General features: G+C 63.7%; 17 protein-coding genes. 3 read left to right on the top strand and 14 right to left on the bottom strand.

Annotated features, from left to right (window positions below; translation table 11 throughout):
- Positions 1–25: 25 nt before the first annotated feature.
- Positions 26–709 carry an HAD family hydrolase gene (locus GCT13_RS15540; RefSeq protein ID WP_152759525.1) on the top strand — a complete coding sequence of 228 codons (684 nt, stop codon included), beginning with the start codon at positions 26–28 and terminating at the stop codon, positions 707–709.
- Positions 710–811: 102 nt separating this feature from the next.
- On the opposite strand, the gene GCT13_RS15535 is transcribed toward GCT13_RS15540, so the two are convergent.
- Positions 812–2278, bottom strand: coding sequence for an HDOD domain-containing protein (locus GCT13_RS15535; protein WP_152759523.1), 1467 nt, complete (start codon positions 2276–2278; stop codon positions 812–814).
- Between the two features lie 367 nt (positions 2279–2645).
- On the bottom strand, positions 2646–2927 hold the full coding sequence (locus GCT13_RS15530) for a hypothetical protein (RefSeq protein WP_152759521.1): 282 nt from the start codon (positions 2925–2927) through the stop codon (positions 2646–2648).
- 266 nt (positions 2928–3193) lie between these two features.
- Between GCT13_RS15530 and GCT13_RS15525 the strand changes: the two genes are divergently transcribed.
- On the top strand, positions 3194–4222 hold the full coding sequence (locus GCT13_RS15525) for a helix-turn-helix transcriptional regulator (RefSeq protein ID WP_152759520.1): 1029 nt from the start codon (positions 3194–3196) through the stop codon (positions 4220–4222).
- 24 nt (positions 4223–4246) lie between these two features.
- Here the strand turns inward: GCT13_RS15525 and GCT13_RS15520 are convergent, their stop codons facing one another.
- From GCT13_RS15520 to GCT13_RS15480, 10 genes are all read right to left on the bottom strand, one after another.
- Positions 4247–5536 carry an MFS transporter gene (locus GCT13_RS15520; RefSeq protein WP_152759518.1) on the bottom strand — a complete coding sequence of 430 codons (1290 nt, stop codon included), beginning with the start codon at positions 5534–5536 and terminating at the stop codon, positions 4247–4249.
- Positions 5537–5980: 444 nt separating this feature from the next.
- Positions 5981–7087 carry a cytochrome D1 domain-containing protein gene (locus GCT13_RS15515; protein ID WP_227746856.1) on the bottom strand — a complete coding sequence of 369 codons (1107 nt, stop codon included), beginning with the start codon at positions 7085–7087 and terminating at the stop codon, positions 5981–5983.
- Between the two features lie 190 nt (positions 7088–7277).
- A complete protein-coding gene (locus GCT13_RS15510; protein ID WP_321574374.1) occupies positions 7278–7793 on the bottom strand; it encodes a DUF3280 domain-containing protein in 516 nt (171 codons plus the stop codon).
- A gap of 228 nt (positions 7794–8021) precedes the next feature.
- The gene (locus GCT13_RS48375; protein WP_193727677.1) at positions 8022–8195 is read right to left on the bottom strand and encodes a hypothetical protein; all 174 of its coding nucleotides are present in this window, start codon (positions 8193–8195) and stop codon (positions 8022–8024) included.
- Between the two features lie 136 nt (positions 8196–8331).
- Entirely contained in the window at positions 8332–9798 is a 1467-nt protein-coding gene (locus GCT13_RS15505; protein WP_152759512.1) for a heavy metal sensor histidine kinase, read from the bottom strand.
- Positions 9795–10481, bottom strand: a complete 687-nt coding sequence (locus GCT13_RS15500) for a heavy metal response regulator transcription factor (RefSeq protein ID WP_087737510.1) — start codon at positions 10479–10481, stop codon at positions 9795–9797. Before GCT13_RS15500 ends, GCT13_RS15505 begins: the two co-directional genes overlap by 4 nt.
- Before the next feature lie 113 nt (positions 10482–10594).
- Positions 10595–12067 carry an efflux transporter outer membrane subunit gene (locus tag GCT13_RS15495; RefSeq protein ID WP_152759650.1) on the bottom strand — a complete coding sequence of 491 codons (1473 nt, stop codon included), beginning with the start codon at positions 12065–12067 and terminating at the stop codon, positions 10595–10597.
- Positions 12068–12099: 32 nt separating this feature from the next.
- Positions 12100–13332: an efflux RND transporter periplasmic adaptor subunit gene (locus GCT13_RS15490; protein ID WP_152759510.1), complete on the bottom strand. Its 1233-nt coding sequence runs from the start codon at positions 13330–13332 to the stop codon at positions 12100–12102.
- Positions 13325–16570, bottom strand: a complete 3246-nt coding sequence (locus GCT13_RS15485) for an efflux RND transporter permease subunit (protein ID WP_152759508.1) — start codon at positions 16568–16570, stop codon at positions 13325–13327. Before GCT13_RS15485 ends, GCT13_RS15490 begins: the two co-directional genes overlap by 8 nt.
- Positions 16571–17196: 626 nt before the next feature.
- Positions 17197–17505, bottom strand: a complete 309-nt coding sequence (locus GCT13_RS15480; protein ID WP_152759506.1) for a DUF4148 domain-containing protein — start codon at positions 17503–17505, stop codon at positions 17197–17199.
- Between the two features lie 1274 nt (positions 17506–18779).
- Here GCT13_RS15480 and GCT13_RS15475 point away from each other — a divergent pair.
- Positions 18780–21128: a PAS domain S-box protein gene (locus GCT13_RS15475; protein WP_152759504.1), complete on the top strand. Its 2349-nt coding sequence runs from the start codon at positions 18780–18782 to the stop codon at positions 21126–21128.
- A gap of 167 nt (positions 21129–21295) precedes the next feature.
- Here the strand turns inward: GCT13_RS15475 and GCT13_RS15470 are convergent, their stop codons facing one another.
- Both GCT13_RS15470 and GCT13_RS15465 read right to left on the bottom strand, forming a co-directional pair.
- Positions 21296–21547 (bottom strand): hypothetical protein, encoded by a 252-nt coding sequence (locus GCT13_RS15470; protein ID WP_227746855.1) that lies wholly within the window; start codon positions 21545–21547, stop codon positions 21296–21298.
- A gap of 146 nt (positions 21548–21693) precedes the next feature.
- Complete coding sequence (locus GCT13_RS15465; RefSeq protein WP_152759502.1) at positions 21694–23064, bottom strand: class-II fumarase/aspartase family protein; 1371 nt, start codon at positions 23062–23064, stop codon at positions 21694–21696.
- Positions 23065–23085 lie beyond the last annotated feature (21 nt).

The raw sequence follows: 23085 nt of genomic DNA, 5'->3' as shown, positions 1-23085 counted from the left end.
TTTGACCGACCCACAAGGGACCACGATGCCTGCTTTTCCGTTTGATGCCGTGCTATTCGACTGCGACGGCGTGCTCGTCGACTCGGAGACGATTACCACCGCCGTGCTCGCGACGATGCTCGGCGAGCTCGGCTGGCATCTGAGCCTCGACGAAGCGATGGCGATCTTCATCGGCAAGACGGTCATGGACGAAGCGCCGCTGATCGAAGTGAAAACGGGCGTCAGGATCACGGCGGCATGGATCGAATCGTTCCGCGCACGGCGCAATGCCGCGCTCGAACGCGATGTCACGGCAATCGACGGCATCGCCGCGACGGTCGGCGCGCTGCACGCGCGGCTCGACGGACGCATCGCCGTCGCATCGGGCGCCGACCGCCACAAGGTGCGCCTGCAACTGGCGAAAATCGGTGTGCTCGATCATTTCGAAGGGCGCATCTTCAGCGGCCACGAAACGCCGCGCAACAAGCCGCATCCGGATGTGTATCTCGCGGCGGCGGCAGGTCTGGGTGTCGATCCGTCGCGCTGCGCGGTAATCGAAGACACCGTGACGGGCGCCACGGCAGGCCGCGCGGCGGGCGCGACCGTGTTCGGCTACAGTCCGGGCGAGAAAGGCCACAGCTCCAAGGAAGCGCTACGCGCGGCCGGTGTCGCCGACGTATTCGAAGACATGGCGCAATTGCCGGCGCTGCTCGCCGGCTGGGCTCGCTGATCGCCCGAACGGTTCATCGCGCGCCAAGTGCGTGCATCGGCAAAGCGATGCGAGGCCTCTGCATTCGCAAACCGTCGATCGCGCGCACTGCGGCCGGCGCGATCAAAGCATGTCGACTGCTTCGAGGTTGGCGCCGGAAAAAAACCGGCTCAACTCGCGTGTCAGCTCGTTGAGAATGGCCATCTCCGGTTGCGTAATCTTGTGCAGGGGCTGCGTCTGGGTCCAGTCGCCGTAAAGAAGCGCGACCGTCGTGTCCTTCGCCTTCACGGGCAGCAGCACGAACGCCCGGGCGTCGGCGAGATGCACCTTGAACCAGTCCGGCAAGCGCGCCTCCATCCGTGGTTCGTGCGCGTTTTCGATGAAGATGCCGACCGGGTTCGCAATCGCAAGATGAAATACGTCGGGCTGGAACCCCGCGCCGAAGTTCAGCGTCGGCAGCATGCGCTCCATGTCGTGCCCGAAACCGATGCGCGCGTGATACCGCGCGTCGGCCTGGCGCACGAACACGAGCGTGCGCGACAGCGAGAGTCCCGCCAGAACCGCTTCGGAAGCGAGCGTCAGCACGGGCGCGAGCGTCTTGCTGGACGGCAGCGCGCGCAAGTCTTCGAGACCCGCGCTCAGGCGCGCATGCGCGGAGTTGCCGGTGCTCACGATCGCATCGGCGTGCGCGCGCAGTTCCGCGATTTCCTGCATCAGGCCTTCGCTGCTCTCTTCGTCGATCAACGCGGCGCTCAGCGCTTCGAGCCTCGGCGCATCGACCTTCAGCTCGTCGCTGTAGCGTACGGCAAGCTCGGTGAGCAAGGCTTCCAGGCCGTCGCCCGGTTCGTGGGCCGCGAGTGCGTTGGCCGCTTCCGTTGAATAGCTGTTGACGGCTCGCAGCCAGCGCACATGGTCTGACGCAGGCTCGTTGGACAGCGCGCCGAGCGACTGCATGCCGGCGAAAATCGTCTCCGGCAACCGCCAGCGGCGCGCGGCCTCGGCGCCGATGTCCTCGAAGCTCACACCGAGCTGGCGCACGCACGCTTCGCTGTCGTCGATCTTTTCGCTCTCAGCCGTGCGGCGCAACTGCTCCCACTTGCCCTCCAGATAGAACGCGACGAGCAGCCTGCCGATCTGCCGCATCAGCGTGCAGACGACGGCCTCTTCGGCGATGCGCAGATCGACGCCCTCCGTGATGCACCGCGCGACCGTCCCGCACAGCAGCGCGCGGTTGAGTTCGAGCTTTGCGTCGATGCGGTGCGGCACGCTTTGATGAAAGTGATCGACGATCTTCATCCCGACGACGAGATGCCCGACGGTATCCATGCCGAGCACCATCAGCGCGCGGGTCACGGTCGTGATGTTGCCGCCGAACGCGACATACATCGCCGAATTGGCGAGCCGCAGCACCTTTTGCGTGAGGCCGACGTCCGAGAGGACGACCTGCACGAGCGACGTGAAGTCGAGGTTGTCGTCGCTCATCGCCGAAACGGTCGAGCGCAGCGCCTGCGACAGCAGCGGGAAGTCGCCGCGCTCGCTCATGCGGACCCACAATTTTTCGAGCAATTCGGATTTGACGACAGCGGACATCGGATGGAAGCTGGAAATCGGATACGTTGAAGACGGCAGCGGCAGGCGTGATTAAAACACAACCCGCCGTCCGTCATCGCGCGACGTGGGCGCGAAGCGCTGCAAGTCGCCGATTTGTGATGCGATTTCGCATCATTTGACAGTTGCTGGCATGCTCTTCCCGACCGTCGCGACGGAATCAGGCGCCAGGCTCGGCGTGCCAGTCGGGCGGCTGATGCACCCGCATCATGGGCGATGACGCGCTCGTGACGCTGTGTGACGACGCGGTGAAATGAAGCGAGAGGAGATTGAAAGGCGCCGGCGCGCTGCGGCAGCACCGGCGCGGTTCATGTAGCGCCGTCGATCCCGTACAGCGAAAAAAATATACTCAGGCGGCCGTCTGGCGCGACCGGTACAGCATTTCGCGCTCGAGCAGATCGAGCAAGCCGATGATCCGCTGTCGTTGCGTCGCCACCAGATCGTGCGTCCGCGTCAGCGCGCGCAGGCGCTTGCCCCAGTATTCGAAGTCGAGCCGGGACGTGTCGTCCGCTGCCGTGCGGCGAACGACATACTGCACCATGCGTTCGAGATGATCCAGTTCCGCATCCGCCAGGCTGGCCGACTTTCGTGCCGCGACATCTGTCGCGCTTTCCGCTTTCGTGATTGTCATAGAGCCCCCGCTCATCACCCCGTATGCCGTCAGACGGGCCGCGCTCGACTGTCCTCGGCGACAGCGGGGCTGCGCAGCCGCGCCCACGCTGCCTCGTTTGAAAGCAAGGCAACGCCGCACGACCCGTCCGGCCTTTTTTCTTTCAACGATAGCGCGACTTTTAAGAATGGCTTTACCATGCGTCTCAGTTCTCTGCAGCATCCACAGAAATTCCTGTGGCTCGTTACAAGCGTCGAATTGCAACGCAGCACCCGCCGCACCGAACCATGACCCAGCGTCCCGATCCGCACCGGCCGTCGCCCGAGGCCGAACCGCATACTTCGCTGCTGATCGACCGCTTCAGCACGCGCGCGCTCGCGCCCGATCAGCAAGTGCTGGCCTGGCGCACGCGGGTCGGACACGTGGTCGACGTGCCGCCTTCGCGGCAACAGCTGACGCAAGGGTTCGGCGCGCACATCGACCGCTACAGAGTCGGCGGCGCCCTCTTCACCGATTCGCAAACCGACGCAATGGCGCTCGAACGCTCGATTGCGCGCGTCTCCACGGACACGCGCCGCGACTATGCGTTTCATCTGTATCTGGAAGGCGCGACGGGCCACATCTCGGGCATGCACCGAAAGCGCAGCGAGGCCGATTCGGTGCATGGCATCGTGGCGCTCGACCTGAATCAGCCGTTTCACGTCGAACGCCCCGCGTGCCGCGTGCTGACGCTGTTCGTGCCCCAGCATGCGATCGACGCGGGCCTGTCGGACGGCGAGTCGATCCACGGCCGGACCTTGCCGTTCGGCGCGACGCTTGCCCGCACGGCGCGCGATCATCTCGCCGGCGTCGCGGCGACGATTCGTGGCGCGCAGCCCGAAGAAGCGGCGCGCGCGCTCGAAACGGGCGCCCAGTTGCTGATCGCCGCGTTCCGGCAGGACGCGACGCTGACGGGCGCGGGACGCGCCGCGCTGCAGGCCGCCGTGCTCGCGCGGGTGCGGCGCTTCGTCGACGCGAATCTTCATCGGCCCGATCTGTCGCCCGCGAGCGTCGTGCAGACGCTCCAACTCAAGCGCGCGACGATCTATCGCTGGTTCGAGCACGAAGGCGGGCTGGGCGCGTACATACGCAACCAGAGGCTGCGCGAAGCCGCCAACGAGCTCGTGCGCTTCCCGCAGCTTCAGGTGATGGACATCGCGTATGGGCTCGGATTCAACAGCGCGTCGGACTTCACGCGCGCGTTTCGCCGTGCATTCGACATGAGCCCGCAGGACTTGCGCGCCCGCGCGCGCTTGCTGCAACGTGCGCGCGACTGAGCGGCGCGCGTGGCACGGCTGCCGTCATCGCCGTATCGAGGCCGCTTGCGCGTGCTCGGGAAAGCGCGTCAGACCGGCTAGCGAGAGCGTCATCGCCGCGATCAGATACCACGCGGGCACCATCGGATTGCCCGTCGCGTCGATGAGCCACGTGACGATCAACGGCGAGAAGCCGCCGAACCCCACTACGCCGACGCTGTAGATCACGGCCAGTCCCGCTGCGCGTCGGTGGCGCGGAAAGGCCTCCATCATCAGGACGGAGCCGGCGCCCGCGTTGTTGAGCGCGAACGCGACGAAGGCCGTGATGATCAGCAGCGCGGCAATATCGCTTGCACCGTCGAGCAGCGCACGAAACACGGGCCATGCCGCCGCGATCGACACCGCGAGCGTCACATATTGCAGCGTCTTGCGGCTCGCGAGCCGGTCGGCCATGCGCGCGACGAGCGGCGTGACGACGAGAATCACGAGCCCGGAGATGCAGCCCGTCAGCAGACTGATCGTGGCGGGCCGGTGCAGCGTGCGCACGAGATACGACGGCATGTAGAACACGGTCACGTAGATGCTGACGGTGGGTGCGGCCATCATCAGGACGCCCCAGAAGAGCGGCCGCGCGTGCTCGGCGAAGAGGCGCGCCGACAGTCGCTCGCGCGCGGCCGGCGTTTCGGCGGCAGCCATCCGGCCGCGCAGATACCAGCCGACGGGCCCGATGAAGCCGCCCAGCACGAACGGGATGCGCCATCCCCAGGCCTGCATCGCCTCGTGCGACAGCAGCGCCGTGGTGCTCGCGCCAATCAGCGCCGCCGCGAATGCCGCCGCGCCCTGGCTCGCGCCGCGCCAGCTGACCATGAAGCAGCGATGCCGATAAGCCACCGACTCCATCAGCGACGCCGATGCCGGCCCGATTTCGCCGCCTGCGGCCAAGCCCTGCATGAGCCGCGCGACGACGATCAGCACGGTCGATACGGGCCCGATCGTCGCGTACGTCGGCAGGCAGGCGATCATCCACGTGCCGACGGTCATCAGGGCGAGCGACACGATCATGCCGGCGCGGCGGCCGCGGTTATCGGCGATATGGCCGATCATCAGCGCGCCGAGCGGACGCATGACGAAGCCCGCGCCGAAGGTCGCAAGCGACAGCAGAAACGATGACGCGGGGTTCGCCGATGGAAAGAACAGACTGCCGATCAACGCGGCCGAGAAGCTGTAGACCGTGAAGTCGTAGGCGACGAAGCCGTTGCCGATCACGATGGCGGCGATGGTCCGTAGGTCGATGCGAGCGGCCTGGCGAGCCGGCTGTTCTTCGGGGCGAGGCATGGGTGGAATCGCAGGTTCTGGAGACGCGTAACTGCGTTAACGGCTGCGTTGCGCACGACTTTAGCCGCGGCGGTGAGGTTTGCGATGGATTGCCTCTGCGATGACGTTCGATGATGGATCAGAACTGCATTGTCATCTGAGCCCCGATCGTTACGCGTGTGGTGGGGAAGCCGGCTAAAGATCAGCCGGTATGACTTGTTGTTCATATTCTTATGGATTACAGATAAACCAAATCCGTAACCCTATTCGAATACTCGCATCAGTTCTTTCAAGGTTTGTCATTGGCACGAGCGAGCGCAACGCTTCACGGCAAATAAAACTTCTTTCGATTGCAGCTTGCTAAAAATCTGTCTAACGGAGAAACACAAAAAACCCGCCCTGAAGGGCGGGCTAAATCAAAACCGCGGCGCTTAAACCACCTTAATCCACCAATATAACCACCCGTCACCGCGAATCGATCGACCCCTGGCTCGGCGGCGACGTCACGATACCCCACGCCAACGGCAAATCTCCGATCTGGCTGAGCATCTGATAATTGTTCTTCGCATCCAGCACATAAACGGCATTCGAGCGCCCGCACGCCATCAACACTTTCGAACCGTCCGGCGTGAACGTGAAGTGCCAGCAGCGCTGACCAACGGGGGCGTCCGTCACGTGCTCGTAGGTCTTCGCGTCGAACACCTGCAAGGTCTTGTCTCGCGCGGCGGCGATCAGCAGATGCTTGCCTGAAGGATCGAATGCGACGCCGTACGGTCCGAGCTTCGTATCGACTGTTTTCACGGGCTTCAGCGTCGCCGCATCGAGCACGACAAACTTGCTGGCGTTCTCCAGCGTGACGACATAATGCTTGCCATCCGGGGTCGACTTGATGCCGCGCGGCCGCGAGCCCTTGTCGAGTTTCACGGTGCGCACGGGCGCGCCGCTGCCCGTCCGATATACCGACACTGTATCGTCGCCCTCGTTGGTGACGAGCAGCTCGCGCCCGTCCGGCGAGAACTCGACGCCTTCCGTTTCGTGCCCGCTCTTCACCGAGCGGATCACCTTCATCGTCTTCAGATCGACGATGGCGACTTCGGCGGGCGGGCTGTTCGCGTCGTCATCGTCGTGGCCTTTGCCCGCCTGGTCCTCCGGTTTGCCTTCCGGTTTGCCTTCCGGTTTGCCCTCTGATTTGCCCTCCGGCTTGCCCGTGCCCTGCGCCTGCGGCGGCGGTCCACTATCTCCGGGCTCGTACGTCACGTATGCGTATCCGCGATGCACGCGCACGAACTCAGGGTTCTTCCCGATCTTCACTCGCGCGACGATCTTGTCCGTCGACGTATCGATCGCCGACAGATCGCCCGTCTTGTTCGCGACCAGCAGCCGGCGGCCATCCGCCGTGAGGCTCAGCCCGCGCGGACCGTCGCTGCCCAGGCCGATCGTCTTCGTCAGCCTCATCTGGTCGAGGTCGATCACGCCGACGCCGTTCGTCTCGCTCGTCACATACGCGGTTGCCGCGAACGCATGACCGGCGCCCGCGCCGAGCAATACGGCGAGCGCGACGGATGCCGCCATGCGTGTACGTCTTGTGCAATGCATCGATGTCTCCTGCGGTTGGTTGTTCGACGGGCCCGCCTGGGTCATTCAGGCCATCTGCGTTTTGCCGCAAGGGCGAATTCACCCACGCTCAAGTTAGCGCATCGCGCGGCGGGATGACAGCGCGGGCGCCCGGGAGTTTTTCCCGAAATCGATGTGCGCGCGATGTTCAATGCGCCGCGTCCGGATCGGCGGCGAGCAGGCCGACGAGGGCTTCCGCGCCGCGCCGCCAGGCCCGATCGGTATTGCCGCGCATGTCGACGGAGCGTTGAAACACGACCTGTCCGCTCGCCGTATCTTCGATGCGCAAGTTGATGTTGAGAATCAGATTGCTAACTTTCTGCACCCAGCACACGCCGACGCGCTGAACGCCCAGCCGCCGGCCGATCTCCAGTTCGCAGCCGTTGCACGCGTTGAGGTCCTGCGTCGCCTTGAATCCGTCGATCAGCGATACAGCCGGCCGATTGTCGGCGACCTGGTAGAGCCCGAGCTGGTCCACCTGCGAGCGCAACCGTTCGCTGACCATCGCAGCGCGCGCCTGCTCGGCTTGCACGGCGCCAGGCTCACTATATTGCGCGTTGTCGTCGATCACTGCGCAGTCGAGCAACGCGGCCGTGCGGGGCGCTGCGAACACTGTCACCGAAACGGTACACAGTGCGGCACCGGCAGCGAACGCGTGGAGCACGGCGCGCGCTGTCCGTCGCCATCCGATGCGGGAATAGAGAGAGTCGCGAACAGTCAACGCAGAGAATCCTTCACGATCGGGGCGTCATGTGGAAAGCGCGCGAAAACCGGCACGCCGGCAATGCGCGCCGGGGCCGAGCGACGATCGTGAAGCAGATACCGGGCCTGAATGCGGAGCCCAAATGCAGGACCTGGATGCGCGGCTTGGATACTGCGCGAAAACAACCGCCTACGCTTCCACGCCAGAATGCAACGCGGCCTGCGCGGCCGCTTCGGCGGCGAGCGCCTTGCCGACTTCGTCGGCGAATCGCTGCAAGGAGGAAAGCGGCCCGCACACGCTGTGATACGACTGGCTGCCGATCTGCGCGTCGAGCAGCACCTGCATGCCGGACTTCTTTGCCATTTCGATCAGATCCACACTGCCCCCTTGCCGGTTACAAAACTGGACGCGATAACCCAGCGTAACCGGTCAATTTGACCGTCATTCGGTCGAACAGAGGCCAATGATGAGATCAATTTACCTGTTCGCGCGGCACGCCTCACGGCGACTTGAGCGGCGCGGACGCGGAGGCGATGGTCCGCGAAGGCACAGGCGCTTCCTTCTCGACGAGATCGGATTTCGGAGAACGCGCTCTGTCGACGCCTCTGATCGAAAAGCCGAACGTGTTCACGCCGTCGAGGCTGTGCGCGAACACGATCCCGCCATGCATTTCGGCGACAGCCTTGACGATCGCAAGGCCCAGCCCGTGATTCTCCCGGCTGTTCGTGCGCGACAGCTCTGCGCGATAGAACCGGTCGAACACGTGATCGAGCACGTCAGGCGAAATCGGCTCGCCCGGATTGGCGACGGCGATCCACACACGGCCCACTTCGTGCGAAATCGTGATCGCGATCGACGATCCCGGCGTGCAATGATGAATCGCGTTGATCAGCAGATTCGCGCAGGCCCGCCCGAACAGCGAACGGTTCACGCGCGCGACGGCATCGCCGTGCAGTTCGGCCTGCACCTGCGCCTCTTCCATCGGCATTTCGAGGAATTCGACGGTGCGCGCGATTTCCGCCGCGAGCGACACTTCGACCAGTTCCGTGGCCCGCTCACCCTGATCGGCGCGCGCGAGAAACAGCATGTCGTTGATGATGCCGCGCATCCGCTCGAACTCTTCGAGGTTCGATTGCAGCGTGCGGCGCAAATCGTCGACGGAACGGTTGCGCGTCAACGCGACCTGCGTCTGGCCGATCAGGATCGTCACGGGCGTGCGCAGTTCGTGCGCGACGTCCGCGTTGAACGATTCAAGGCGCACGTACGCCTCATCGAGCCGTTCGAGTGCGCCATTGAACGAATGCGCAAGGTCGTTCAACTCGTACGGCAGCTCGGTCGTGCGCAGACGTTGCGAGCGATTATCCGCGCTCACTTCCGACGCATCGACGGTCAGCCGGCGCAACGGCGCGAGGCCGATCCGCGTGACCCAATAGCTCAACAGCGAAGCGCCGATCGCACCGAGCGCGGACAACGCCGCCAGCGCCAGCCCGAACTCGCGCAACGCCTGCTCGGTCGGCGCGTAGCTGGTCGCCACCTGCAACTGCACCTGCGGACGCTCGCCGTTCGGCACGAGCGTCAGCGTGCGGGTCAGCAGGTCGTGGCCGGTGCCATTATCGGCGATGCGCGCATAGCCGCCCGGCCATTGCGCGACGACCCTGCCCGTCACGGGATGTCCATAGTTGAAGAGCGGCGCGGCGCTTGAAATCGAATAGACGCTCGTGCCGTCGCGCGGCGTCATATCCGTGAGCTTTTCCTGCGCGAAGCGCCACTTGTCGCGATTGATCGCGTGATGCACGATGATCCGCGCGACCTCGGTGCGGCTATCGAGCGACTCGCGCAGCCGCTGCTCCAGTTGCGAGCGCAGTACGAGAAAGAGCCCCGTGTCGACCAGCGTGAAAACGGTCAGGGCGACGAGTGCGAACAGCAACGCAAGACGCCGCCCAATCGAACGATTCGAGCGAATCATGATGCCTCTGCTTCCTCGCGCACTTCGAGCACATAGCCCATGCCGCGCATCGTGTGCAGCAGCTTGGTGGGAAATGGGCCGTCGAGTTTCGCGCGCAACCGCTTGATGGCCGTCTCGACGACGTTCGTGTGGCTGTCGAAATTCACGTCCCAGACCAGTTCGGTGATCATCGCTTTCGACAGGATATCGCCTTGCCGCCGCGCGAGCACACTAAGCAACTGGAACTCCTTCGCGGTCAGGTCGAGCCGCACACCGCCGCGTGTCGCGCGCCGGCCGATCAGATCGACATACAGATCGCCGACGCAAATCAGCGTCGATTCCTGCACACGCGTACGCCGCGCGAGCGCATGCAGACGCTCGACCAGTTCGAGAAACGAAAAGGGCTTCGTCAGATAGTCGTCGGCGCCTTCGCGCAGGCCGCGCACGCGGTCGTTCACGTGATCGCGCGCGGTCAGCATGATGACGGGCGTCGACTTGCGCATGCGCAGCGCCTTCAGCACGCTGATGCCGTCTCGCTTGGGCAGCATCACGTCGAGCACGATGATGTCGTAGTCGAACTCGGACGCGAGATGCAGGCCCTCTTCGCCGTCGAGCGCGACGTCGACCACCCAGCCCTGTTCCGTCAGGCCGCGACGCAGATAGTCGACGACCTTGAACTCATCCTCCACGATGAGCAGCTTCATGGGCGCTCCTCTCTCTTCTCTCGATCATTATAAGTAGGCTTCTCAAACGTGTTCAGCCCGGTCTACGTCACTCTCCATACGGCATGGCCTCTGCCAATGCGCATCCCTTCGCGTCAGTTGGGCGCACGCGTGCCGGACGGCGCGAGATTGTTCGCGGCATCGGCGGGCGCGGGCTGCGCGCCTGTCTCCCGCACGTCCCATCCGCCGCCCAGCGCCTTCACGAGCGCGACGGACGTCGTCATCTGCTGTCCGTGAATCTGCACGTCCTGGCGCTGGCTCGTCAGCAGCGACTGCTGGGCGGTGATCACGTCGAGATAGGCGACGAGGCCGCCCGAATAGCGATCGTTGGCAAGCGAGAGCAGGCGCTGCGCATCGGCGACGGCATCGCGCGACTGCGCGGCGGCGCTGTCGAGCACCGATAGCCCCGTGATGCCGTCCTGCACCTGCTGGAACGCGGTGAGCACGGATTGCCGGTAATTCGCCTGCGCAGCCTGATAGCCGGCACTCGCAAAGTCAACGTTGGCCGCGCGCCGGCCGCCGTCGAACACGACCTGGCTCAGCGTCGCGCCGAGCGACCACATCAGGCTCGGCGCGCTGATCAGATTCGCGAATTCGGTGCTCTGCCAGCCGATGCCGGGCGTCAGCGTCAGGCTCGGAAAGAACGCCGCTTTCGCGACGCCGATCTGCGCATTGGCAGCGGCCATCGCGCGTTCCGCCGATGCGATATCGGGGCGCCGCTGAAGCACATCGCTCGGCAGCCCGAGCGAAATCGCCGGCACGTGATAGTCGACCACCTTCGGCTTGATCGCAAACTGCGGCGCGGGCAACGCGACGAGCGCAGCGATTGCATGCTCGAACTGATCGCGCTGCGTGACGAGCAGTTGTGCCTGCACGCGTGTCTGATCGAGCAGCGACTTCTGCTGCAACACGTCGAGCCCCGAAACGGAACCGAGATCGTGCTCCGTCGTGACGTAGTCGAGCGCCTTCTGTTGCAGTTGCACCGAGCGGTTCAGCACGTCGATTTCCGAGTCGAGTTCGCGCAGCGAGAAATAATCGGTGGCGAGATCGGTGGAGAGCACGAGCCGCGCGTTCGCGAGATCGTCGCGCGACTGTTCCGCCGATGCCTGCGCGCCTTCCACTTCGCGGCGTATGCGGCCGAACAGGTCGACGTCATAGTTGATCGTCGGTCCGAGTTGCAGATTGTTCTGCACCGTCGACTGATTCGGCGACGCGTAATTCGTCAGAGGCCGGTTCTTCGATGTTCGCTCGCGTGCGGCCGACGCCGACAGATCGACTTCGGGCACCAGTTGCGCGCGCGTGTTGGCGAGCGTCGCGCGGGCCTGCGCGTAATGCGCGCTGGCCGCGGCGAGCGTCTGGTTCTGCGCGAGCGCCTGCGTTTCGAGACCGTCGAGCGTCGCATCGCCGAACGACTTCCACCAGTCCGGCGCGAGCGGCGCATGCGAGGGTTGCGCGAGACGCCAGTACGAATCCGTGTGCCACGTGGGCGGCGCGTCCGTCAGCGGCGTCTTGTAGTCGGGGCCGACCGTGCACGCGCACAGCGCAACCGCGAGTGCCATCGTACCCATCGTACCGATACGCGCGGCGTGTACGAGCGTGTTCACGATGCTGCCTTGCCCTTGGACTGCGATGACGTCTGCGAGTGCATCACTTCGACATGGTCGCCGTCGTTGATCGAATCGCTCGGGTTGATGATCACGCGGTCGGTCGGTTCGATGCCGCTTTCGATTTCGAGCGTTTGCCCAAGGTCCTGCGCGATCACGACCTTGCGCAGATGCACGACGCCATTGCTGTCGACGACAGCGAGCCGCGGACCTTCCGCTCGAAACAGCAGCGCATTGCCCGGCACCGTCAGTTGCGCGCGCGCACCCGACGGCAGCGCCACCTGCACATAGGCGCCCGGCCGCAGCTTGCCGTCCGGATTGGGCAACGTCACTTCGATTTGCAGCGAACGCGTGGGCACGTCGATCGCGCCGGAGATGTTCGTGATGCGTCCATTGAACTGCTGCCCCGGCAACTCGGCCTGCGTCACGACGACGTCCTCGCCGACCTTGATGTTCTGCGCGTAGGCCTGCGGCAATTGCACGTACACGCGCAACGGATCGGACTGCGCGAGCGCGAAGAGCGCGCGGCTCGCGCCGCTGCCCGCGTCGATCAGATCGCCGACATCGACGTTGCGCTGCGTGACCACACCCGCGAACGGCGCAACGATCCGATTGAAGCCTTCGAGCTGGCGCAAGCGCTTCACGTTGGCCTCGGCAGCGGCGAGATTCGCAACGTCCTGCAGATACGTGCTTTGCCTCTCGTCGAGTTCCTGTTGCGAGACGGCGTCGCGCTGACGCAATTGCTGCCAGCGCTCAAACGAACTCTTCGCGAGCCCGAGGCTCGACTGGATCTGATCGCGCTGCGCGACGGCCTGCGCGAGTCCCTGATCGATCTCCGGCGTATCGAGTTCGGCGAGCAGCTGTCCTTCCTTCACGCGCGCGCCGATGTCGGCATACCAGTGCAGCAGGTAGCCCGTCGCCCGTGCATAGATCGGCGACTCGACATAGCCGCGCAGTGTGCCCGGCAACACCGTCATGTTGCTGCCGTCGTTGTCCTTCGGCGTGACGACATCGACATACTGCTTCGCGTTTTGCTGCGTCATCTGCGCGACCGAGCGGTTCTGCATGATGTTCGCCACCACCGTGCGCAACGCGCCGATGGCGAGCAGCAGCACGACCAGCACTGCGATTTTCGCGCGCCGCCATTCGAGGTGCCGCGGCGGCAGCGCGTGGCCGTCTTCGGTTTCGCGGGCAGGAATCGCTAGCGAAGAGTGAGTCTTCTCAGTCATCCCGGCCGTCCGTCGTCGAGCTGTGTCCGTTTCGGTCGTGTCGCTGATCTCGTTCATGAGCGTCGCGGTCCTCTGATTGATTGTGCTGCTCGTGCCTTGCCCTGCGATGCGCGAGCCGGCTGTGGATGCCCGCGAACAGCAGCGGCACGAAGAAAAGCGTCGAAACTGTTGCGAACAGCAGCCCGCCGATCACTGCGCGCCCGAGCGGCGCGTTCTGTTCCGCGCCTTCGCCGAGGCCGAGCGCCATCGGAATCATGCCGATGATCATCGCGAATGCCGTCATCAGCACGGGCCTGATCCGGCTCGCGCCCGCTTCGAGCGCGGCCGTCAACGGCGGCGCGCCCGCCGTCAGACGCTGGCGCGCGAACGCGACCATCAGAATGCTGTTCGCCGTCGCGACACCCATCGTCATGATCGCGCCCGTCAACGCGGGCACGCTCAGATGCGTGCCCGTGAGGAACAGCATCCACACGATGCCCGCCAGCGCCGCCGGCAAGGCGCTGACGATGATGAGAGGATCGATCCACGACTGGAAGTTCACGACGATCAGCAGATAGACGAGCACGATCGCCATCGCGACGCCGATGCCGAGCCCGAAATACGACGTGCGCATGGTCTGGACCTGGCCGCGTATCGTGATGCCGCTGCCGCGCGGCAGAGAAGCACGTGCCTGATCGACGAGCTTCTGGACCTGCGCGTCGACGCCGCCGAGATCGCGCCCTTCCACGCTCACATACACGTCGATCACAGGACGGATGTTGTAATGCGTGACCATTGCGAACTGCGTTTGCGGCGAGACCTGCACGAGATTGCCGAGCAGTTGCGTCGGCGCCGTCGAGGTCGCCGATACGGGTGTGCGCAGCAGTTGATCCACAGACGAAATCTGATATTGCGGCGTCTGCACGGCAACGTTGTACTCGACGCCATTGCGCGGATTGAACCAGAATCCCGGCGACGTCTGCGAGCTGCCCGACAGCGAGACCAGCACGTTCTGCGCGACGTTGTTCGCATTGAGATTGAGCTGCTGCATGCGCGTGCGGTCCATCTGCAGACTGATGACGGGCTCGTCGAGCTTTTGCTGGATGTGCGCATCGACGGCGCCCGGAATCGTGCGAATCTGCTTCAACAGCTTCCGCGCGGTCTCGAGATTGCCTTCCTGATTCGACCCGACAATCTGCACGTCGATCGCGGCAGGCAGACCGAAGTTGAGAATCTGCGTGACGATGTCGGCGGGTTGAAAGAAGAACTCGGTGCCGGGAAAACGTTGCGACAACAACGCACGCAAGCGGTCGATATAGCCGAGGCTCGGCTTGTGGTCCTCGTTCAGCGCGAGCAGGATTTCGCCGTCGAGCGTGCCGATGGTGCCCGCGTTGCTGTACGAGAGATTGATGCCGCTATACGGCAGCCCCAGATTGTCGAGCACGGTGTTGAGTTCCTTCGCGGGAATGATCTCGCGCACCACCTTCTCGACCTCGTCAGCGAGCCGCGCGGTTTCTTCGATCCGCGTACCCGTCGGCGCGCGCATGTGCAACCGTATCTCGCCCGCGTCGACGCGCGGAAAGAAGTCCTCGCCGAGCGCGAGCGCAAGGCCCAGCGAGAGCACGCAGAACGCAAGGAACATCGAGCCGAATAGCCGACGGCGCACGAGCAGACTGCTCAGGACCATGATGTACGCCGCGCGCATCGTCTCGAAGCTGGCGTCGAAGCGGCGGTACAGGCGCATGAACAGATTCGGCTTTGCATGCGCGTCGCGCTTGTGCGCGTGGCCCATCAGCAGCATCGCGAGCGTCGGCACCAGCGTTCTCGACAGCACGTACGATGCGAGCATCGCGAACACGACGGCTTCCGCGAGCGGCACGAACAGATAGCGCGCGACACCCGTCAGGAAGAACATCGGCACGAACACAATGCAGATGCACAGCGTCGATACGAGCGCGGGAATCGCGATCTCGCCCGCGCCATCGAGAATCGCGTCGTGCAGATTCGTGCCCATGTGCCGATGGCGCTCGATGTTCTCGATCGTGACGGTCGCGTCGTCGACCAGGATGCCGACCGCGAGCGCGAGACCGCCCAGCGTCATGATGTTGATCGTCTGCCCGAGCGCGTGCAGCGCGATCAGCGAAGTGAGGATCGAAAGCGGAATCGAAATGGCGATGATGCAGGTGCTGCGCCAGTTGCCGAGAAAAAGCAGAATCATCGCGGCCGTCAACGCGGCGGCGATCACGGCCTCGCGCACCACGCCGCGAATCGCGGCCTTCACGAACACCGATTGATCGAACAGCGGCGTGACCTTGAGATCGGGCGGCAGCGCCGCTGTTGCGTTCGGCAGAAGCGCATGCAATGCGTTGACGATCGAAAGCGTCGATGCACTGCCCGTCTTCAGGATCGAAATGAGCACGCCACGCCGGCCGTTTTCGCGCACGATGTTCGTCTGCGGAGAAAAGCCGTCGCGCACGTGCGCGACTTCGCGCAGATAAGTCGTCGCGCCGTTCACCGTGCGCACGGGAATTTCGTTCAGGCCCGCGACGGTCGTCGGCGAGCCGTTCATGTTGATCGTGTATTCCTTCGGTCCGATCTTCGCGGTGCCCGTCGGCAGAATCAGGTTCTGCGCGTTGACCGCGTTGACGACATCAAGGGGTGTCAGCCCTTTCGCGAGCATCGCGCGCGTGTCGAGATCGACGGAGATCAGACGCGTCTTTCCGCCATACGGATACGGCACGGCGGCGCCCGGAATCGTGACGAGCTGCGGCCGCAGGAAGTTGAGCGCCGTGTCGTTCAGTTCCTGCTCGGAGAGCCGCGTGCTCGACAGGCCCAGTTGAATCACGGGAATGCTCGAAGCCGAATAGCTGATCACAAGCGGCGGCGTCGCGCCCGGCGGCATCTGCTTCAGCTGCGCCTGCTCGACGGCGACCGTTTGCGCGATCGCCGTCTGGATGTTCGCGTTCGGCTGCAAGAACAGCTTGATGATCGCGATGCCCGCGAGCGATTGCGACTCGATGTGCTCGATGTCGTTGACCGTCGTCGTCAGGCTGCGCTCGTTGACGGACGTGATGCGGTTGGCCATGTCCTCGGCGGACAGGCCGGTGTAGTTCCAGATGATGCTGACGACGGGGATGTTGATTTCGGGCAGCACGTCGACTGGCGTCGTGAACAGCACAAAGGGTGTCGCCAGCACGATCAGGATGGCCATCACGATGAACGTGTACGGCCGCTTCAATGCGAGATTGACGATCCACATACAGGCTTGGGTATCCGTTATGAACGCGCAATGGTGACGTCCGGCAGCGGCGTCACTTTTCTCTGCGCGTCCGCGGCAACCAGGTGTTCATGCTAGTGCGTAAGGCCCAACAAACCGATGACGCGAAAATGGCAGTTTTGCCATGTTCGCGAGACGGGATCTTTCGGGTGCAAACGAAAGGGCAACAAATAGAAAGAAACGTCGCGTGAAATGGCGTTGGACTTCGAGCTCGAATGAGTTGTACTGACTTCTCGATTGAGGTGCAGCTGTCCCTTTGAGTAGTCAAGACAGTGGCCCCGATGACATTCAGGTACACCTGTATGTGCTGGCCGATCGGCTGAGAGTGCTACACGTCGCGACGAATAAAACCGCTATACGTGTGCCTCAAAAAGCGCACAGACCACGAAGGTCTGTGCGAAGCCATCGAGGGAGCCCGACAGCGGAGGTATTCGACATGTCGGGCCCGCTATCGTGTTCTCACGCGTGTGCCTTACGCGTGTTCTTACGCGATAGCGAGCCCTTTTCCAAACGATGCGGCGCGGGCGGGGCCGCGCGTTCAAACCAGCGATGATGCAGCGAAGACAGAATGCGATCAGCGTCCTTTCGAACGCTTGCGCAAGCCGATGTCAGGGACGGTTGTACATCGCGTTCCAGTCGGCCTGCGACACAGCCGGGCGGCCCGCAGCCGACGAGCCGCTCGTCACGCCGCCGACGCCCGTCGCGGCATTCTGCGCAGCCACCTTGGCTTCGGCAGCCTGGATGTCGGCGGGGTAACTCGGATCTTCGCCACGGGACGGGTTGTAGCCGGCCTTTTCGAGCTGGATCAGCTCGGCACGCACCTGCGCACGCGTGACCGGCTGGTTCGACTGCGCGAACGCGGCGACGGGAGCGGCAAGCGCAGCGGCAACGACGACGGCTTGAATCAGGGACTTCATGGTGACTACCTCCAGACTTTGCTTTGGTCCTTTTACGAACAGCCCTGTTCGTAATCAGTGACGACAGTCTAGGTATGTAGCCGCTTAAGATTAAGACGGTTACGAAGAAAGGATTGTTGTTCCGAGCGGGTTAACCCCGGTTGGGAGCGTGCTGTCGTGGCTCTCGATTCGCAACGGCTGACTCGCGGCGAACCGGCGGCTCGCTTTCCGTCGAACGCGGCGCATCGCATCGGGCGCGGGATTTGTGCCCGACCAGATGCGCTGTCTGATTCGACATTCGCACGGTGCGTCACGACGGCGCTTCTTTGGCTACCGGGAGGCAACATGCAAACGGAAGACGTTACTGAGTACCGTGGTTGCGTGATCCGGCCGGTCGGTCGTTACGGCAGCAGAAGGCGGTCGCTATGCGGCGGCAGCCATCGTCACGGACCGCGAGGGCGAGACGCGGACGCTCGGCGTCGACGGTGATTTCGCCGAATCGCGGAAGCCGCTGCACCTGTTGCCGCCGCACACGTCGAATACCTGGCACAAACGGGACGATCGGCTGGCTTCGAAGGCGGCGCGTGAGCCGCCGGACAAAAGGGCGCACCGCCAGGGCAGCTCAGCAAAGAAGAAGACGCCCGGCGCAAGCAGAAACGAAGCGGCTCGAAGCCAGGCGCGGGCGCGGCCGCGCGCTGCATGCACTCGCTGGAAAGCCTGCTCCAGACGCGCGAGCGCTACGTCATATTGTTTGTGTACCGCATCGCCATCCGCGTTCGCAGCATCCATGGGTCGCCGAAACGAAACGACTTCGTTGTTCAGAGCCTTTGGAGTCGTGACCTGCTCGTCAGGCACGGATCGAAGGGTTGCGAATGAATGGCGGCGAAAATCGCCCGCATCGAGAAGCAGACGAAAGCAGACGAAAGCACCGCATCAACATCAACTACCCCGACGGATTACGGATTCCTGTCGCGAGCCGGCGAATGCCTTGCCATGCGGTCTCGCTAGCGAAAACCAGGCCAATGCTGAAGCTGTATCCTAGTGCAAAAGTCTGCCGACGCAACGGCTCACGACGACGCCATCACCGTCATAGCTGGGCGGGCCGGCGCTGCGCTTCGCTGCACGACTGGGCGCGCCATCTCCGATACGATAGGCAGCTTCGAGCCGCGCGAGATCGTCTCAAGAGCAACAAGCTGACATTTCGATCGACGAAGCGCAGGCATGAAACGTGCGAAAATTTTCGATCAGCCATCGGCGACCTTGACATGAACCAGCGGAAGAACGGGGAGACGACGATGCAAGACGACGACCAGGGCAACCTCTCGCTCCCGGAAGACTGGTGCCGGCGATGGGTCAGCTCCGTTCGCGACTATGCAGTGATCGGGCTGTCACGCGACGGCACGATCAGGACATGGAACGTCGGCGGCGAGCAGATTTACGGCTTCGTGAGCGAGGAAGTCATCGGCCGGCATTTCGACATGTTCCATACGCCGGAAGCTCGTGCTCAAGGCGCCGCCGCGGCCGCCCTCGAAACGGCGCGGCGCACGGGACGTTCGGAGTCGGAAGGCTGGCGCATCCGGCGGGATGGCTCGCGCTTCTGGGCCAGCGTCGTGATCACGGCCTTGAAAGACGAACAGGATCACATTGCCGGCTTTGCCAAAATCGTGCGCGACATGACGGACAAGCGAATCGCTCACGAGGCCGTCGTCGAAAGCGAGCAGCGCTTCCGGATGCTCGTCGACGGCGTCACGGACTACGCGATCTTCATGCTGTCGCCCGACGGGACCATCACGAACTGGAACGCCGGCGCGCTGCGAATCAAGGGCTTCAGCGCGGAAGAAGTGATCGGCTCGCATTTCTCCCGCTTCTATACCCCCGAAGATACGGCAGCCGGACTGCCAGAACGTGGGCTGTCGATCGCCGCAAACGAAGGACGCTTCGAGTCCGAGGGATGGCGATTGTGCAAGGATGGCCGCCGCTTCTGGGCCCACGTCGTGATCGACGCGATCAGGGACGAAGACGGCGCGCTCGTCGGTTTCGCGAAGATCACGCGGGATATCACCGAACGCATGGACGCGAACCGGCAGCTCGAAGAGACCCGCACGGCATTGTTTCGGGCGCAGAAGATGGAAGCCGTGGGCAAGCTGACGGGCGGCGTCGCTCACGACTTCAACAACCTGCTGCAGATATTGCGCGGCAATCTCGAACTGCTCGACAGCCGGCATCACCGCGATTCGTGGACGCGCGAGCGGGTCAACAAGGCCATCGACGCTGTCGACCGTGGCTCGAAGCTCGCATCGCAACTGCTGGCGTTCGGCCGCCAGCAACCGTTGCAACCCGTGGTCATCAATCTGGCGGCGGCGCTTCGCAGCATGGACGACCTGCTTCGTCGCGCGCTCGGTGAAACGATACGTGTGGAGACGGTCGTCGCGGGCGGATTGTGGAACACGCTGGTCGACATTCATCAACTCGAGAATGTGATCCTCAATCTCGCGATCAATGCGAGAGACGCGATGCCCGACGGCGGCAAGCTGACGATGGAGTTGTCGAACGCAATGCTCGACGACGAGTACATCGCGACCGTGCCCGATGTCGCCGCCGGACAGTACGTGCTGCTGGCCGTCACGGATACGGGAACAGGCATGCAGCAAGACATCGTCGAGCGCGCGTTCGATCCGTTCTTCACCACGAAGCCCGAAGGCCAGGGTACGGGCCTCGGGCTGAGCATGGCTTATGGCTTCGTGAAGCAGAGCGGCGGCCATATCAAGATCTACAGCGAGCTCGACCACGGCACGACCGTCAAGATCTATCTGCCCCGCTCGGCGAAACCGGCCATCGAGCCGCCGTCGCGGATGCGCGCTCCCGTGAGGGGAGGAACGGAGACGATCCTCGTCGTCGAGGACGACCAGAAGGTGCAGACGACCGCGATCGACACGCTTTCCGAACTCGGCTACAACGTGCTGAAGGCCGACGATGCGCAACAGGCGCTGACCGTGCTGCGAAGCGGCGTGGACGTCGACCTTCTGTTTTCCGATGTCGTGATGCCGGGCCCCGTTCGCAGCACCGACATGGCGGCACAGGCCGTCACGCTGCTGCCGCGTCTGAAAGTGCTGTTCACATCTGGCTACACGCACAACGCAATCGTCCACGGCGGCAGACTCGACCCGGGTGTCGAACTGCTCAGCAAGCCCTATAGCCGCGAGCAGCTCGCGCACAAGGTCAGGCAGATGCTCGACAGTGGGAAAGATGCGCTCGCGGATAGCGGTTCCGACGTTGAACGGGCGGACAGTGCGCAGACGCTGCGCATCCTGCTCGTCGACGATGACGGGAATCTGTCGGAAGCGATCAACGAACTGATCCGCTTGCTTGGCCATGCGCCGAAATTCACTACGTCGCCTGAAGAAGCGCTCGGCTGGCTGCGCGAAGAGCCGTTCGATGTGGTGATCACGGATATCAGGATGCCGGGCATCGATGGCGTCGAACTCGCCAGGCAGGCGGCTGCGATTCAACCGTCGATACGCCTCGTGTTTTCGTCGGGCTACGAGATGCCGGCTGTGCCACCGTTGCCGTTTCGCTGGGCGGCGCTGCGCAAGCCATTCACGCTCGAAGAACTCGGCGCCGTATTGCAGGGCTTTAGCGACTGACGCAAGGACTGGCCTGTGTCCTGTTGCATCGGCAATGACCTCGCAGGAGACATCGAATGATCCGTTACACGACTACGGAGATCGATTCGATCGCGCAGCAATTCGACAGAGACGGCGTGGTCATGCTGCGCCAGCATTTTGCAAAGCGCGCATCGTCCGCGAGCGCTTTACCGGTCGATGACAAAACCGTCGAAGTGCGGTCGCGTCGAAATCGGCTTGACGAGCGGCGGCCGGATTTTTTGCGCGTCGGGCAGCAGCGCCATGCCGAGCCCCGGTCCGCTGGGAATATCGACGAAGCCTTCGCGCGGCAGCGGCACCTTGTCGACGATATCGCTGCCCAGATGCTTGCCCGTCGATTCGAACACGCCCGCCTCGAAGCCCGTTGCATATTCCTGGATCGCGAAGTTCGGAATGGCCACGGCTGTGCCGTACAGGTAGTAGTCGTATCACTCCATCGCCGTACCTACGATACGTTTCCCGGAAACGTTTCCAAACGATAGTCGCCGCTCGCGTGACAGCCACTCAAAAGCTGCAACGCGCGTAGCGCACAGTCCTGCCCTTCAGTTCAGATCTCGCCTGACAGTTCGATGGCCCGGTCGACCATCTGCGGCGCGAGGCCCAGATAGTTCGAGGGATCGGTCATGCGGTCAATTGCAGCGCGATTGAAATGGCGCGTGACTTCGGGCAGCGCGGCCAGCGCGTCGGCTAGCGTGCCGCCCTGCTCGTTCACGGTGCGGCATGCGTCGTAGACGATGTCGTGCGCCTGCTGGCGTCCCGTGTATGGCGCCATTTCCATCATTACAGCCTCGGCGACGATGAGACCCTTGCTGATCCCGAGGTTGTGCTTCATGCGCTCGGTGTCGACGATCAGTCCGCCGAGCGCGAACTTCGCCTGATGCAGCGCGCCCGAAGTGAGAATGAAGCTCTCCGGAATCGCGATCCACTCGGCGTGCCACGGACCCGTCGCGCGTTCGAAGTCCTGGATCATCGCGTCGACCATCAGGCCCGCGTGTTGCCGCACGGCTTTCGCGGCGGCGAGCATCAGCTCGCTCGAAATGGGATTGCGCTTTTGCGGCATCGTGCTGCTCGCGCCGCGTCCCTTGACGAAGGGTTCGTACACTTCGCCGAATTCGTTCGATGCCATGATCATGATGTCGATCGCGATCTTGCCGAGCGAGCCCGTCACGAGCGCGAGCAGGTTGACGGCCTCGGCAAAGCCATCGCGTGCGACGTGCCACGTCGTTGCGGGCACACTGAGTTTCAGTCCGGCGGCGAGCGCCGTCTGCACGTCGAAACCCTTGTCGCCGAGCGATGCCAGCGTGCCCGCCGCGCCCGCGAATTCGACGACGGCCACGCGCTTGCGCAACTCGGCGATGCGTTGCTGATGCCGGTCGAACATCGCGAGCCAGATCGCGGCCTTGTAGCCGAACGTAATGGGCAGCGCCTGCTGCAAATGCGTGCGGCCCGCCATCGCCGTTACGCGATGCTTCTTCGCGAGACCGGCCAGGATGCCGCGCAATTCGCGGATGTCGGCATCGATCGAATCGAGCGCATCGCGCACCTGTAGCGCGACGGCCGTGTCCATGATGTCTTGCGTTGTCGCGCCCCAATGCACGTATCGTCCCGCGTCGCCGCACATCGCGACGAGCTGATGCACGAGCGGCAGGATCGGATAGCCGACGATGTCCGTCTCCTCGCGCAGGTGGTCGAAGTCGATCCGCTCGATCTGCGACTCGCGCGCGATCACTTCGGCGGCATCGGCGGGAATCACGCCGACTTGCGCCTCGGCTTTCGCGAGTGCCACTTCGACGTCGATATAGCGCTGGATGAGCGCGTGATCGGAAAAGAGCGCGCGCATCTTCGCGGTGCCGAAGGCATCGCGGAAAAGAATCGAATCGACGACAGTGCTCGAAAAGGGAATGGTGCGGGTGTTCATGGGGGTCTGGACCTTGCTGCG

This window comes from Paraburkholderia franconis (assembly GCF_009362735.1).
GTDB lineage: Bacteria > Pseudomonadota > Gammaproteobacteria > Burkholderiales > Burkholderiaceae > Paraburkholderia > Paraburkholderia franconis.
Note: the sequence above shows the minus strand (reverse complement) of the source record. Positions and strands in the feature narration are given on the sequence as shown.